General features: G+C 56.5%; 13 protein-coding genes. 6 read left to right on the top strand and 7 right to left on the bottom strand.

The genetic code is table 11. The annotated features are described in order from the left end of the window. Window positions 1–156: 156 nt before the first annotated feature. The 7 genes from cyoE to ACJ8HB_RS18045 form a co-directional block, all read right to left on the bottom strand. Entirely contained in the window at window positions 157–1,047 is an 891-nt protein-coding gene (gene cyoE, locus ACJ8HB_RS18075; protein WP_019454196.1) for a heme o synthase, read from the bottom strand. A gap of 17 nt (window positions 1,048–1,064) precedes the next feature. Next, a complete protein-coding gene (locus tag ACJ8HB_RS18070; RefSeq protein WP_004940369.1) occupies window positions 1,065–1,403 on the bottom strand; it encodes a cytochrome o ubiquinol oxidase subunit IV in 339 nt (112 codons plus the stop codon). Beyond that, entirely contained in the window at window positions 1,403–2,017 is a 615-nt protein-coding gene (locus ACJ8HB_RS18065; RefSeq protein WP_004940367.1) for a cytochrome o ubiquinol oxidase subunit III, read from the bottom strand. The genes ACJ8HB_RS18070 and ACJ8HB_RS18065 overlap by 1 nt, the downstream gene beginning before the upstream one ends. Beyond that, on the bottom strand, window positions 2,007–3,998 hold the full coding sequence (cyoB, locus tag ACJ8HB_RS18060; protein ID WP_033637313.1) for a cytochrome o ubiquinol oxidase subunit I: 1,992 nt from the start codon (window positions 3,996–3,998) through the stop codon (window positions 2,007–2,009). Before cyoB ends, ACJ8HB_RS18065 begins: the two co-directional genes overlap by 11 nt. Window positions 3,999–4,001: 3 nt before the next feature. After that, window positions 4,002–4,952, bottom strand: coding sequence for a cytochrome o ubiquinol oxidase subunit II (cyoA, locus tag ACJ8HB_RS18055; protein WP_025301763.1), 951 nt, complete (start codon window positions 4,950–4,952; stop codon window positions 4,002–4,004). A gap of 440 nt (window positions 4,953–5,392) precedes the next feature. Continuing rightward, window positions 5,393–6,868: a muropeptide MFS transporter AmpG gene (gene ampG / locus ACJ8HB_RS18050; protein ID WP_047569022.1), complete on the bottom strand. Its 1,476-nt coding sequence runs from the start codon at window positions 6,866–6,868 to the stop codon at window positions 5,393–5,395. A 51-nt stretch (window positions 6,869–6,919) separates the two neighbouring features. Then, on the bottom strand, window positions 6,920–7,498 hold the full coding sequence (locus ACJ8HB_RS18045) for a lipoprotein (protein WP_033634001.1): 579 nt from the start codon (window positions 7,496–7,498) through the stop codon (window positions 6,920–6,922). Window positions 7,499–7,812: 314 nt separating this feature from the next. Here ACJ8HB_RS18045 and bolA point away from each other — a divergent pair, with 314 nt between their 5' ends. The 6 genes from bolA to hupB all read left to right on the top strand — a co-directional run bounded on the left by bolA (window position 7,813) and on the right by hupB (window position 15,314). Next, on the top strand, window positions 7,813–8,127 hold the full coding sequence (gene bolA, locus ACJ8HB_RS18040; protein ID WP_004940361.1) for a transcriptional regulator BolA: 315 nt from the start codon (window positions 7,813–7,815) through the stop codon (window positions 8,125–8,127). A 367-nt stretch (window positions 8,128–8,494) separates the two neighbouring features. Continuing rightward, on the top strand, window positions 8,495–9,799 hold the full coding sequence (gene tig / locus ACJ8HB_RS18035) for a trigger factor (protein WP_004940358.1): 1,305 nt from the start codon (window positions 8,495–8,497) through the stop codon (window positions 9,797–9,799). Between the two features lie 438 nt (window positions 9,800–10,237). Then, entirely contained in the window at window positions 10,238–10,861 is a 624-nt protein-coding gene (gene clpP, locus ACJ8HB_RS18030; RefSeq protein ID WP_016928858.1) for an ATP-dependent Clp endopeptidase proteolytic subunit ClpP, read from the top strand. A 143-nt stretch (window positions 10,862–11,004) separates the two neighbouring features. Then, window positions 11,005–12,276: an ATP-dependent protease ATP-binding subunit ClpX gene (clpX, locus tag ACJ8HB_RS18025; RefSeq protein WP_004940354.1), complete on the top strand. Its 1,272-nt coding sequence runs from the start codon at window positions 11,005–11,007 to the stop codon at window positions 12,274–12,276. Between the two features lie 194 nt (window positions 12,277–12,470). Continuing rightward, window positions 12,471–14,825: an endopeptidase La gene (gene lon / locus ACJ8HB_RS18020; RefSeq protein WP_094860028.1), complete on the top strand. Its 2,355-nt coding sequence runs from the start codon at window positions 12,471–12,473 to the stop codon at window positions 14,823–14,825. 216 nt (window positions 14,826–15,041) lie between these two features. After that, a complete protein-coding gene (gene hupB, locus ACJ8HB_RS18015; RefSeq protein ID WP_004940351.1) occupies window positions 15,042–15,314 on the top strand; it encodes a nucleoid-associated protein HU-beta in 273 nt (90 codons plus the stop codon). Window positions 15,315–15,372 lie beyond the last annotated feature (58 nt).

Here is a 15,372-nt window from a genome sequence, read left to right as displayed (position 1 = left end):
ATTTCCTTCTTACTTGTGGTGAGTAAGCTGGAATATTCCGGCATGGGTTTCCTTCAGGCTAGAGCCTCACAGGTTCAATCACCACCTCCTTAGGAGGTGGTTTAAGGCTTACAATAAAATGGGCCGCAAAAGCGGCCCATTTACGGATGATTTGGCTTACCAAACGTAGGTCACCAGCGCTTCAGGCGCCGCCGTGGCGCTGAAGTCGATCGACATCATCACGCTCAGCGAGGTGATGGCGACGATGGAGAACACGAACAGTTTACGCGCCCAGACGCTGTCGTTTTCGGTTTTGTAACCGCGCAGCGCCATGCCCAGCCACCAGACGCTCACCGCCGCAGCGACGATCAGGTATTTGTAGCCGGCGTAGCCCACCAGGGTCAGCATCAGCGTGGCGATCATAAATGCCAGGATGTAGACCGTGATGTGGTTCTTGGCGACGGAAATGCCTTTCACCACCGGCAGCACCGGAATGTTGGCCGCCTGGTAATCTTTAAAGCGGAAGATAGCGATCGCATAAGAATGCGGCATCTGCCACAGGCTAAAGATAGCCAGCAGGATCAATGCCCCGGCGTCGAACTCGTTGGTTACCGCGCAGTAGCCGATAACCGGCGGCGCGGCGCCCGACAGGCTGCCGATCAGCGTGCCGTAGACCGAGTGGCGTTTCATGTACAGGCTGTAAACGCCGACATAAACCACGAAGCCCATCACCGCCAGCCACATGGCCAGCGGGTTGGCCGCGATATACAGCAACGCGAAGCCCACAATACCCAGAACGGTCGCATAAACCAGGGTGACACTCGGCGCGATCAGGCCTTTTACCAGCACCCGATTCTTCGTTCTCTCCATTTTCTTGTCGATGTCGCGGTCGATGTAGTTGTTAAACACACAGCCCGACGCGACCACCAACGAGACACCCACCAGGGTGGCGAGAAACAGGGGATAGTCGATGCTCCCTTTGGAAGCGAGCAGGAATCCCCCAACGACAGAAATTAAATTGCCGAAAATAATTCCTGGTTTAGTGACTTGCAGGTATTGCTTAATCATCACGTGCAGCTCAGCTCTTAATCGACCATCATATTGATGTTGAGGTTGTACATAATCCAGAGTGAACCTACAACAACGATACCGATGATCATAGCGGTGAACAGCAATGCCACCAGGTTCCAGCGCTCTTCCGATGAGGTGTTCATGTGCAGGAAGTAAACCAGGTGAACAATCACCTGGATAACCGCCATGCCGACAACAACCGCCAGGATGGTGGAATGAGAGGCAGTGCCGTTCATTACCATCGCAAATGGAATTACCGTCAGGATGATCGACAGAATAAAGCCGATCAGGTATGACTTCACGCTGCCGTGGCTTGCGCCGCCGTGAGAGGTTTCATGGGATGAATGGCTCATTACATAACCCCCAGCAGGTAGACAACGGTAAATACGCAGATCCAGACCACGTCCAGGAAGTGCCAGAACAGGCTCAGGCACATCAGGCGGGTTTTGTTGGTCGCGGTCAGGCCGAACTTGCTCACCTGAATCATCAGCACGATGATCCAAATCAGGCCGGAAGTTACGTGCAGACCGTGGGTGCCGACCAGCGCGAAGAAGCTGGACAGGAACGCGCTGCGATCCGGACCGAAGCCTTCGGCGATCAGATGATGGAATTCATAGATTTCCATCGCCACGAAGCCCAGACCAAACAGGAAGGTCAGGAACAGCCAGGTGTTTACACCGCCAACTTTACCCTTGTTCATGGCGATCATCGCCATGCCGTAGGTGATGGAGCTGAACAACAGCAGGAAAGTTTCGACCAGGACAAACTTCAGGTCGAAGATATCTTTACCTGAGGGACCGCCAGCGGTCCCGTTCACCAGGACTGCATAAGTCGCGAACAAGCTCGCAAACAAAATACAGTCGCTCATCAGGTAGATCCAGAATCCGAAGACTTTGGTCTCTCCCGCGTCGTGGTGCCCATGCTCTGCATGGGCTGCGTTATGATTGGTCAGAGTTTCAGTTGACATGGTTCACGCCTGCTTTACGGATTTGTTCGTAGTGTTGGTTCTCAATGCGCTCGATTTCATCAACCTGCACATAGTAGTCAACATCGTGATCGAAGCTCTTGCCGATCCAGACAACGATCATACCGATGAAGCCGGCCAGAGCCATCCACCAGATTTCCCAAATCATTGCGAAACCGAATACCAGGCTGAAGAAGGCGATGATCACGCCGGCGCCGGTGTTCTTAGGCATATGAATCGGTTCGTATTTAGCCGGTTTCTTATACGCTTCGCCTTTTTCTTTCATGTCCCAGAATTCATCACGGTCATGAATCTGTGGCACTACGGCAAAGTTATAGAACGGCGGTGGAGACGAGGTTGACCACTCCAGAGTACGAGCACCCCATGGGTCACCGGTCAGATCGCGGTTCTGTTCGCGGTCACGGATACTGACGAAGATCTGGATCAGCTGGCACAGGATGCCGCAGGCGATCAGCGCCGCACCGCCGGCTGCAACCAGCAGCAGAGGGTGGAACTCAGGGTTGATGTTCTGGCTGATACGACGGGTCATGCCCATAAAGCCCAATGCGTACAGCGGCATGAAGGCGGTGAAGAAGCCGATGATCCAGAACCAGAACGCGCGGATGCCCCATTTTTCGTTCAGCGTGAAACCGAAGGATTTCGGGAACCAGTAGGTCAGGCCCGCGAAGCAACCGAACACCACGCCGCCGATGATGACGTTGTGGAAGTGAGCGATCAGGAACAGGCTGTTGTGCAGCACGAAGTTCGCGCCCGGCACCGCCAGCAGAACGCCGGTCATACCACCTACGGAGAAGGTGATGATGAAGCCAACGGTCCACAGCATCGCGGAGTTGAGCTTGATACGGCCCTGATACATGGTGAACAGCCAGTTGAAGATTTTCACCCCGGTCGGGATGGAAATGATCATGGTGGCGATACCGAAGAAGGCGTTAACGTTCGCGCCGGACCCCATGGTAAAGAAGTGGTGCAGCCAGACGATGAACGACAGAACGGTGATCGCGATGGTTGCCCATACCAGTGAGGTATAGCCGAACAGGCGTTTTCTGGAGAAGGTCGCGGTGACTTCGGAGAACACGCCGAACACCGGCAGAACCAGAATATACACCTCTGGGTGACCCCAGGCCCAAATCAGGTTGATGTACATCATCATGTTGCCGCCCATATCATTGGTGAAGAAATGGGTGCCCAGATAGCGATCCAGGGTCAGCAGCGCGATGGTGACGGTCAGAATTGGGAAAGAAACGATGATCAGGACGTTGGTACACAGCGCCGCCCAGGTGAACACCGGCATCTTCATCATAGGCATGCCTGGGGCACGCATCTTCAGAATGGTGGCGAAGAAGTTCACGCCGGTCAGCAGGGTACCCAGACCGGAAATCTGCAGACTCCAGATCCAGTAATCGACCCCGACGCCAGGACTGTACTCTTTACCCGACAGCGGCGGATACGCCAGCCAACCGGTCTGAGCGAACTCACCGACCCCCAGGGAGATGTTGATCAGCACAACGCCCACCACGAAGAACCAGAAGCTCAGGGAGTTCAGGAACGGGAAGGCGACGTCGCGCGCACCGATTTGCAGCGGCACCACGACGTTCATCAGGCCGACCACGAAAGGCATCGCCATGAAGAAGATCATGATAACGCCGTGCGCGGTGAAGATCTGGTCGTAGTGGTGCGGCGGCAGGAACCCGGCTTCGCCGGCGGACGCCAACGCCTGCTGGCTACGCATCATGATTGCGTCGGCGAAACCGCGCAGCAGCATGACCATCGCCACGATGATGTACATGATACCAATTTTTTTATGGTCGACCGAAGTCAGCCATTCGCTCCACAACCACTTCCATTTGCCGAAATATGTCAGCAGCGCCAGCACTGCCAGGCCCCCGACAATAATTGCGGCTACGGTGACCATGATGATCGGTTCGTGGTACGGAACCGCATCAAGTGTTAATTTTCCCAACATCAGTTATTCCTCGGCTCCGGCGTGAGCAGCATGTTCACCCATGTCCATACCTTGGCTCATGTCCATGCCTTCGTGCGCGCCAGCGCCCTTGTGCATATCCATGTCGCCCATGAATTTGGCAATTGTTTCTTTGAACAAATTCGGTTTGACAGCGGCAAAGTACTCAACCGGGTTGTTTTCACTCGGCTCTGCCAGTTTGTTAAAGTCGTCGGTGGTGTTCAGGTTTTTAGACGATGCCTTCACCTTGGCCACCCACTGATCGAAGTCGCCTTCGGTCGGGGTAACGATCGCGGTGAATTTCATGCCGGAGAAGCCTGCGCCGCTGTAGCTGCTGGAGATGCCTTTGTAGGCACCGGCTTCGTTGCCGATCAGGTGCAGTTTGGTCTGCATGCCGGCCATCGCATAAATCTGTCCACCCAACTGCGGGATAAAGAACGAGTTCATTACCGAGTTAGAGGTGATCTTGAATTCGACTGGAACATCTTTCGGGAAAGCCAGCTCATTAACGGTCGCAATGCCTTGTTCCGGGTAGATGAACAGCCATTTCCAGTCGAGCGACACCACTTCGATCGTCATCGGCTTCTTGTCGGTGACAATCGGCTTGAACGGGTCGAGTTCGTGGGTAGTCTTCCAGGTAATGGTGCCAAGGATGGCGATGATAATGATAGGAATGGTCCAGACGACCGCTTCGATCTTGTTGGAGTGGGCCCAGTTCGGACTGTACTTGGCGTCTTTGTTGGAAGCGCGATACTTCCAGGCAAAGGCGAACGCCATGAAGATAACTGGCACCACCACGATCAACATCAACGCGATTGCAGTGATAATCAGTGTCCGTTGCTCAACACCAATTGCTCCTTTGGGATTCATCAAAACCATATCGCAACCACTGAGCAATACAGTGGCTGCGATTAATGACAGCATCCCAATACTTTTATTGTATTTCTTAAGTCTCATCTAACGACCTCAATAACAAAGGCTCAATTGTCGTTTCATGTGTGCGGGCATTTTACGGGAAGGTTGCAGTACTGTAAACATGCTTAAGGGAGTGTCAGCGGCTTGTTGACACTTTCTGTTAAGGGGGTCACAGATGTAACCCTGCGTGACAATTTACTAATGACAACAACGCGTTGGCACGCTGAATCGTGACGAGCAGCCCGTATGTTAAGGAAAACTAAAGGTATGATGAATTTGGCGAAGAAATGCGCGGCGGGGAAATACGCAGAAAAGGTTTATTTAATGTAAAATAATTGTGTCTTAAAGGTGAATTTAATTTTATTTCCGAGCGCGGCAGTCGGATAAAAAAATAATTTTCGCGCCGATTATCTTTTTTTAGCGAAATAAATATACCCCCGGATCGCTTTTTTTTCGGCCGGCGAAATCGCCGGCCGGTCAGATTATGCCAAACGGGTGCGGCGAAGGGCGAGGTAATCCAGCGTGCAGCCCATCGCGACGCCGAGCAGGCTCAGCGCGGCGCCGATCTGCAGCAGCCGATTGGCCAGCAGCGGTGCCTGCGTCCAGTCCAGCGCATTGGCGATCAGCAACAGCAACCACAGGCCCAACAGCGAACAGCCTAGCGTCAGCAGGCGCAGTGCCCAACGGTAAGATTCTGAAAACTCGGTGCGCGGCATGAAGTCGCCATGCTGCTGGGTGTGCTCCAGCGTCTGACGGCAGATGCCGAGCAGCAGCAAGCCGGGCAGGGCGGCGGCGATAGAGAACAGGTAGAACAACGGCCAGCCGTGGGCTTCGACGAACCAGCCGGCGATCGGGCCGACATAGACGCGCCCCACGGCGGACAGCGCCGACAGCAGCGCGAACTGGGTGGCGGAGAACGAACGGTTGCACAGCGTCATCAGCAGCGCCACGAAGGCCGCGGTGCCCATGCCGCCACACAGGTTTTCGAGGAAGATGGCGCTGCCCATGGTGAGCAGGCTCTTGTCGGTCACCGCCAGGATCCAATACCCGAGGTTGGAGACCGCCTGCAGGACGCCGAACAGCATCAGCGCGCGGAACAGGCTGAGACGCTGCATCAGCACGCCGCCGAACAGGGCGCCGACGATGGTGGCGAACAGGCCGAGGGTTTTGTTGACCAGCCCGACTTCACCGGCGTCGAACCCCACGCCGCGGATCAGGAAAGTGGTGCTCAGGCTGCCGGCGAAGGCGTCGCCCATTTTGTACATCACGATCAGCAGCAGGATCAGCCAGGCGTTGTTGCGGCCGAAGAAATCGCGCAGCGGCGCGACGACCGCCTGTTCCATGGTGCGCGGCGCCGGGATGCTTTCGTCCGGTTCCGGCGCCAGCAGCGTGGCGGCCACGCCGATCAGCATCAATCCGGCCATCAGCCAGTAGGTGGCTTGCCAGCCGAAATAGCGATCCGCCAGCCACAGCGCCAGGCCGCCGGAAACCAGCATCGCCAGCCGGTAACCCAGCACCGAGATCGCCGCGCCCGCCCCGCGCTCTTCGGCTTTCAGCAGATCGGTCTTGTAGGCGTCGAACACGATATCTTGCGAGGCGGAGCAGAACGCCACCAGCACCGCCAACGCCGCCAGCCACCACAGGTGCTGCGCGGGCTGCATAAAGCCCATCGCCACGATCGCCACCACCAGCAGCAGCTGGCTGACCAGCAGCCAACCGCGCCGCCGCCCGAGGAACGGCGGGGTATAGCGGTCCATGAACGGCGACCAGAGGAATTTGAAGACGTAGGCCTGGCCCACCAGCGAGAAGATGCCGATGGTTTTCAGATCGATATTTTCGACGGTCATCCAGGCTTGCAGCGTGCCGGAGGTCAATGCCAGCGGCAGACCCGACGCGAAGCCCAGCAGCAGAATGGCGGAGTTACGCTGGGTGAAAATGTTCAGATAGTGTTTCGACATGAGTTCCCTGTCTGCGCCGCCCGATCCGCCGGGCGGCACAAGGCGCGGCGATTAGCGCGCGTTTTGCTTGATGAAATCGTTGACGCTGGTGTCCTGGGCCATATCGGCGATCACGTCGCCCAGCACGGAGTTGACGGCGTCGGTGATCTTCTCGTTGGTGGCCGTGAAGGCGCCCTGCACGTTATAGGTCGAGCGGTAATTCTTCACCTGCTTGTTGCCGTTCTTCGCCTGGGCGATGATCGAGATGTCGGCTTTGGTGGTGATGTTGTAGCGCAGGTTGCCTTCGGAGACGTCCGCGTACAGATTATTGACGACGATTTGCAGCGCCACCGGGCCGTCGGCGCCGATCATGTAGCCGCGTGCGCCCATCTGTTTCTCCAGCACTTCCTGCAGCAGGAAACGCAGATCGCGCGATGGCGTCAGCGTGACCAGCTGGCCGTCGCGGTTCACCTTGGCCAGCGCCTGATCGGTGCGCTGATCCGCGCCGTTGATGCTGACGGTGATGCCCTGCAGGGTAGGATCCTGCTGCGGCAGAACGATTTTCGGCGTGACGTTCAAGGTGTTGCTGCTGGTCGCGCAGCCGGCCAGCAGCAGGGCGGCCAGCAAAGGAAGACAAAGTTTCTTTAACATGTTTTCTGTCTCATTCTCGATGGATTTAGCAATAATCAGAGCGGGATAGCCGACAACAAATTGCCGACATCATAGCATCGCCGCCGTGCGGTGGAAGCGCGGAAGGCGCCTGAGTGACAAATTTTTACCTGCCGTTGATAAAAACACGCTTTTTTGGCCCGCTCAATCGGATAATCCCCCAAGCGGCGGGGATGACGCTCATCATTTGACCGCAGAAAAGAGAAATTTGTCCCGGCGATGGTCTAAACGGGGGGAAACCGGCTAATATTGAACTAGATGGGCACGGTCCTCTGCCGGTGTTGTAAGGAGATCCTATGATTCGCGAGCAAATAGAAGCAAAGTTAAGGGCGGCGTTTGAGCCCGCGTATCTGGAAGTCGTTGATGAAAGCTATCGTCATAACGTTCCGGCGGGCTCAGAAAGCCATTTCAAAGTGGTATTGGTCAGCGATCGCTTCGTCGGCGAACGTTTTTTGACGCGCCACCGCTCCATCTACGGCGTGCTGTCGGAGGAGCTGGCGGACGGCGTACACGCGCTGGCGCTGCACACCTACACGCTCAAAGAGTGGGAAGGGTTGCAGGATACCGTGCCGGCCTCGCCGCCGTGTCGCGGCGCCGGGACGCTGGCCTGAGGGGGAAATTTTCAGGTATCAGTGGAACTTTGCCCTTGAATTAGGGTATTACTACTGACGAATTTTGAAACGGCCTGCGGGCCGTTTCTGTTTTTGACGACGACACGGCCGATGCGCAATGTGGCCAACGTTCGGTCTGTTTTGGCGGCCTTTTGGCGATCGAATCGGCAAAAGTGTGAGTTTTAGCGCGCCTGCGCCGCCTAGCTTTCCTCGACTCGCCATGCATGCGCCGCTATAATGTCGCGTCTTATTTTTCCGGAATGGTTTCGGGACGCTTCTGTCATCAGGGAACTCGGTTCTTATTTGTAGCCGTCCTGGTTCTTGGAACGGAGTTGACCGAGCACTGTGATTTTTTTGAGGTAACAAGATGCAAGTTTCAGTAGAAACCACTCAAGGCCTTGGGCGCCGTCTCTCTATTACTGTACCGGCTGATACTATCAAGCAGGCGGTGAAGAAAGAGCTGATCAACGCAGCGAAAAGCGTGCGTATCGACGGCTTCCGCAAAGGCAAAGTGCCGATGAACATCGTGGAACAGCGTTACGGCGCCTCTGTTCGTCAGGACGTGCTGGGCGAAGCGATGCAGCGCAGCTTCGTTGACGCGATCATCAAAGAAAAGATTAATCCGGCCGGCGCACCAAACTACGTGCCGGGCGAGTACAAAGAAGGTGAAGACTTCACTTTCGCCGTTGAATTCGAAGTGTATCCAGAAGTTGAGCTGAAAGGCCTGGAAAACATCGAAGTTGAAAAACCTGTGGTTGAAGTGAACGACGAAGACGTCGACGCGATGCTGGATACCCTGCGCAAGCAGCAGGCGACCTGGAAAGAAACCGATCGCGCAGCGGAAGCTGAAGATCGCGTGACCGTTGACTTCACCGGTTCTATCGACGGTGAAGAGTTCGAAGGCGGCAAAGCGTCCGACTTCGTACTGGCAATGGGCCAGGGCCGCATGATCCCAGGCTTCGAAGAAGGCCTGGTCGGTCACAAAGCGGGCGAAGAGTTCTCCATCGACGTGAACTTCCCGGAAGATTACCACGCGGAAAACCTGAAGGGCAAAGCGGCCAAATTCGCTATCGTGCTGAAGAAAGTTGAAGAGCGCGAACTGCCGGAGCTGACCGAAGAGTTCATCAAGCGTTTCGGCGTGGCGGACGGTTCCGTTGCCGGCCTGCGCACCGAAGTTCGCAAGAACATGGAGCGCGAGCTGAAAGGCGCCGTGCGTAACCGCATCAAGTCTCAGGCGATCGACGGCCTGGTGAGCGCGAACGAAATCGACGTGCCTGCTGCCCTGATCGACGGCGAAATCGACGTACTGCGTCGTCAGGCTGCACAGCGTTTCGGCGGCAACGAGAAGCAAGCGCTGGAACTGCCACGCGAGCTGTTCGAAGAGCAAGCGAAACGCCGCGTAGTGGTTGGCCTGCTGCTGGGCGAAGTGATCAGCACCAACGACCTGAAAGCTGACGAAGACCGCGTGAAGACGCTGATCGAAGAAATGGCTTCTGCCTACGAAGATCCAAGCGAAGTCATCGAGTTCTACAGCAAAAACAAAGAGCTGATGAACAACATGCGCAACGTGGCTCTGGAAGAGCAAGCGGTTGAAGCCCTGCTGGCAAAAGCGAAAGTGACTGAAAAAGCCACTACCTTCAGCGAGCTGATGAACCAGACTCAACAGGCGTAATGCCGGCGTGCCGGGCACCATGAACGGCGCCCCCGGTTTCGCCTGGCGAACCGGCGCACGATGAAAAAGCCCGCAACCTCAGGTTGCGGGCTTTTCTTTTTGCCACGTTGCTGATTAATCTCAGGTTAAGCGGGGCAATATGCACTATATTTACCCTGTTGCCTGGGGAACTGGCTGGCATGATAACGGTCAGATTAACGGCATCGTTTTCGGCGCGCGGAGAAAATCGGCCTCTGGGCTTGAAATCGCGCCGGGATCCCCCAATCTGTAAAGAATAATTCTGGGGCTGTTTGCCAAAGTGCGCGGGATGAAATAACCGTCGGGTACGTGTGGCGCGGGTCGAATGCTTGAGCATAGTCATCATGGCCGTTCTCAAGTAGAATCGGCGTATTAGGGTGACACCCTGGCCGCCAAGGCAATTTCTATTAGGAGACGGTAATGTCATACAGTGGCGAACGAGATCAATTTGCACCGAACATGGCGCTGGTGCCGATGGTGGTAGAGCAGACTTCACGCGGGGAGCGTTCTTACGACATCTATTCCCGCCTGCTGAAAGAGCGCATCATTTTCCTGACCGGCCAGGTGGAAGATCACATGGCCAACCTGATCGTGGCGCAAATGCTGTTCCTCGAAGCGGAAAGCCCGGAAAAAGACATTTTCCTCTACATCAACTCGCCGGGCGGGGTGATCACCGCGGGCATGTCGATTTACGACACCATGAAGTTCATCAAGCCGGACGTCAGCACCATCTGTATGGGGCAGGCGTGCTCGATGGGCTCCTTCCTGCTGACCGCGGGCGCCAAAGGCAAACGTTTCTGCCTGCCGAACTCGCGCGTGATGATTCACCAGCCGCTGGGCGGCTACCAGGGCCAAGCGACGGACATCGAAATCCACGCGCGCGAAATCCTCAAGGTGAAAGCGCGCATGAACGAACTGATGGCGGAACATACCGGCCAGCCGCTGGAGCAGATCGAGCGCGACACCGAGCGCGATCGCTTTATGACCGCGGAAGAAGCCGTGGAATACGGCCTGGTTGATGGCATTCTGACACACCGCAGCTAGAACCACGCGGCGCCGATGGACTATAGTAATCAGAGTGGGCAGGGGCTCGCTCTGCTGTGGCCACTCGGCGTTCCCGATATGAGTTTGGGCGCACTGCCGCCGTGATTTTCCTGCGGGACAAGACTAAAGAAGAGGTTTGACTGATGACAGATAAGCGCAAAGACGGTTCAGGAAAGCTGCTGTACTGCTCTTTTTGCGGCAAAAGCCAGCATGAAGTGCGTAAGCTGATTGCCGGGCCGTCAGTGTATATCTGCGATGAATGTGTCGATCTGTGTAACGACATTATTCGCGAAGAGATTAAAGAAGTTGCCCCGCATCGTGAGCGCAGTGCGCTGCCGACGCCGCACGAGATCCGCCACCACCTGGATGACTACGTCATCGGCCAGGAGCAGGCGAAGAAAGTGCTGGCGGTTGCGGTGTACAACCACTACAAACGCCTGCGCAACGGCGATACCAGCAACGGTATCGAGTTGGGCAAGAGCAACATCTTGCTGATCGGCCCGACCGGCAGCGGCAAAACCCTGCTGGCGGAAACGCTGGCGCGCTTCCTGGACGTGCCGTTCACCATGGCCGACGCCACCACGCTGACCGAAGCCGGTTACGTGGGCGAGGACGTGGAAAATATTATCCAGAAGCTGTTGCAAAAATGTGACTATGACGTGCAGAAAGCGCAGCGCGGCATCGTTTATATCGATGAAATCGATAAGATTTCCCGCAAGTCCGACAACCCGTCGATCACGCGTGACGTCTCGGGTGAGGGCGTGCAGCAGGCGCTGCTGAAGCTGATTGAAGGCACCATCGCCGCGGTTCCGCCGCAGGGTGGGCGCAAGCATCCGCAACAGGAGTTCCTGCAGGTCGATACCTCCAAGATCCTGTTTATCTGCGGCGGCGCATTTGCGGGCCTGGATAAGGTGATCGGCCAGCGCGTCAACACCGGCTCCGGCATCGGCTTCGGCGCGACCGTCAAGGGCGAGTCCGAGAAGGCGACCGAAGGCGAACTGCTGCTGCAGGCCGAACCGGAAGACCTGATCAAGTTCGGCCTGATCCCTGAGTTCATCGGCCGTCTGCCGGTGGTGGCGACCCTGAGCGAGCTGAGCGAAGACGCGCTGATTCAGATCCTGAAAGAGCCGAAGAACGCCCTGACCAAGCAGTATCAGGCGCTGTTCAACCTGGAAGGCGTGGAGCTGGAGTTCCGCGACGAAGCGTTGAACGCCATCGCCAAGAAAGCCATGGCGCGCAAAACCGGCGCTCGCGGCCTGCGTTCCATCGTGGAAGGCGCGCTGCTCGACACCATGTACGATCTGCCGTCGATGGACAGCGTAGACAAAGTGGTGATCGACGAGTCGGTCATCGCCGGCCAATCCAAACCGCTGCTGATTTACGGCAAGCCGGAAGCTCAGGCGTCTGGCGAATAATTAGCCAGTCAAACCAGGGCGTTATCAGCAAAATGGGGGATTTTATCCCCCATTTCTTTTTCCTGCATTCTTGCCGTTGAATGTAAGAGATTCATCCCCATATACTCGTTAACCAGATTTTATGAAACGTTAGATGCTTGCGTCTCATGAGATTCCCCCTCAACCTGGCGGAAATTAAACTAAGAGAGAGCTCTATGAACCCTGAGCGTTCCGAACGCATTGAAATCCCCGTTCTGCCATTGCGCGACGTGGTGGTTTATCCGCACATGGTGATCCCGTTATTTGTTGGCCGGGAAAAATCGATTCGGTGCCTCGAAGCCGCAATGGATCACGATAAGAAGATCATGCTGGTGGCACAGAAAGAGGCCTCAACGGATGAACCTGGCATTAACGACTTGTTCTCGGTTGGCACCGTAGCGTCGATCCTGCAGATGCTGAAGCTGCCGGACGGCACGGTAAAAGTGCTGGTCGAGGGGCTGCAGCGCGCGCGCATCACTACGCTGTCCGACAGCGGTGAGCATTTCGCCGCGCAGGCGGAATACCTTGAGTCGCCGTCGATCGACGAGAGCGAGCAGGAAGTGCTGGTGCGCACCGCGATCAATCAGTTTGAAGGCTATATCAAGCTGAACAAAAAAATCCCGCCGGAGGTGCTGACTTCACTGAACAGCATCGACGACGCCGCGCGCCTGGCGGACACCATCGCCGCCCACATGCCGCTGAAACTCAGCGACAAGCAGTCAGTGCTCGAGATGTCCGACATCACCGAGCGCCTGGAATACCTGATGGCGATGATGGAATCGGAGATCGACCTGCTGCAGGTCGAGAAACGCATCCGCAACCGCGTCAAGAAGCAGATGGAGAAGAGCCAGCGCGAGTACTATCTGAATGAGCAGATGAAGGCGATTCAGAAAGAACTGGGCGAGATGGACGACGCGCCGGACGAGCACGAAGCGCTGAAGCGCAAGATCGATGCGGCGAAAATGCCGAAAGAGGCGCGCGAGAAAACCGAAGCGGAACTGCAAAAGCTGAAGATGATGTCGCCGATGTCGGCGGAAGCGACCGTGGTGCGCGGCTACATCGACTGGATGCTGCAGGTGCCGTGGAATGCGCGCAGCAAGGTGAAAAAAGACCTGAACAAGGCGCAGGAAGTGCTCGATACCGATCACTACGGCCTGGAGCGCGTCAAGGATCGCATTCTCGAGTACCTCGCGGTGCAGAGCCGCGTTAGCAAAATCAAGGGGCCGATCCTGTGTCTGGTGGGGCCGCCGGGCGTGGGTAAAACTTCGCTGGGGCAGTCGATCGCCAAAGCGACCGGCCGCCAGTACGTGCGCATGGCGCTGGGCGGCGTGCGTGACGAAGCGGAAATCCGCGGCCACCGTCGTACCTACATCGGTTCGATGCCGGGCAAACTGATCCAGAAGATGGCCAAGGTCGGGGTGAAGAACCCGCTGTTCCTGCTGGATGAGATCGACAAGATGTCTTCCGACATGCGCGGCGATCCGGCCTCCGCTCTGCTGGAGGTGCTGGATCCGGAACAGAACGTGGCGTTCAACGACCACTACCTGGAAGTGGATTACGATCTGTCCGACGTGATGTTCGTCGCCACCTCGAACTCGATGAACATTCCTGCGCCGCTGCTGGACCGTATGGAAGTGATCCGCCTGTCGGGTTACACCGAGGATGAGAAGCTCAACATCGCCAAGCAGCACCTGCTGCCGAAGCAGCTTGAGCGCAACGCGCTGAAAAAAGGCGAGCTGACGGTCGACGACAGCGCCATCATCGGCATCATTCGCTTCTACACCCGCGAAGCCGGGGTGCGCAGCCTGGAGCGTGAAATCTCCAAGCTGTGCCGTAAAGCGGTGAAAACGCTGCTGATGGACAAGAAGCTCAAGCATCTCGAGATCAACGGCGACAACCTGAAGGATTACCTGGGCGTGCAGCGCGTCGATTACGGCCGTGCGGATACCGAAAACCGCGTGGGCGAAGTCACCGGGCTGGCGTGGACGGAAGTGGGCGGCGATCTGCTGACCATCGAAACCGCCTGCGTGCCGGGCAAAGGCAAGCTGACCTACACCGGTTCCCTGGGTGAAGTGATGCAGGAATCGATTCAGGCGGCGCTGACCGTGGTGCGCGCGCGCGCGGAGAAATTGGGCATCAACGCCGATTTCTACGAGAAACGCGACATCCACGTGCACGTGCCGGAAGGGGCGACGCCGAAAGACGGCCCGAGCGCCGGTATCGCGATGTGCACCGCGCTGGTCTCCTGCCTGACCGGCAACCCGGTACGCGCCGATGTGGCGATGACCGGGGAGATCACGCTGCGCGGCCAGGTGTTGCCGATCGGCGGCCTGAAAGAGAAGCTGTTGGCGGCGCATCGTGGCGGCATCAAAACCGTGCTGATCCCTTACGAGAACAAGCGCGATCTGGAAGAGATTCCGGACAATGTTATCGCCGATCTGGAGATTCATCCGGTGCAGCGAATCGATGAAGTTTTGAACATTGCGTTGCAAAACCCGGCCTTCGGCGCACTGCCGGTAGCGGCAAAATAGTGACGAATCGCAAAAACCATTGATAAAACTTATACTGGCAAGCCATTTCGGACTTGCCAGTATTTTTTTGTACCGCTAAGTTAGATCTCTGTCGGCCCGCGTTTTGCCACGCAGTCGGTGGCTTGCCAAGGTTCGATGGGATTGATATAACAGCTGCGCTGTCGCAACCGTAGGGATTTTTCGGTGCGACGATAGAATTCTAGAGGGGATGATAGAGTGAATAAGTCACAACTGATCGACAAGATTGCCGCAGGTGCTGATATTTCCAAAGCGGCAGCGGGACGTGCTTTAGACGCAGTAATCGCTTCCGTTACCGACTCTCTGAAAGCAGGGGATGACGTGGCTCTGGTAGGTTTCGGTTCCTTCACCGTGCGTGAACGTTCGGCTCGTACCGGCCGCAACCCGCAGACCGGTAAAGAGATCAAAATCGCGGCAGCCAAAGTACCGGCCTTCCGTGCAGGGAAAGCGCTGAAAGACGCTGTAAACTGATTTAGCGTCTAACCGTTTAGCGTAACAGGGTTTTGTAATAAACAATCACCTGACGCAG

This window comes from Serratia sp. CY27727 (assembly GCF_052169275.1).
GTDB classification, from domain to species: Bacteria; Pseudomonadota; Gammaproteobacteria; order Enterobacterales; family Enterobacteriaceae; genus Serratia; species Serratia sarumanii.
This window is presented reverse-complemented; position numbering and strand designations above follow the sequence as displayed.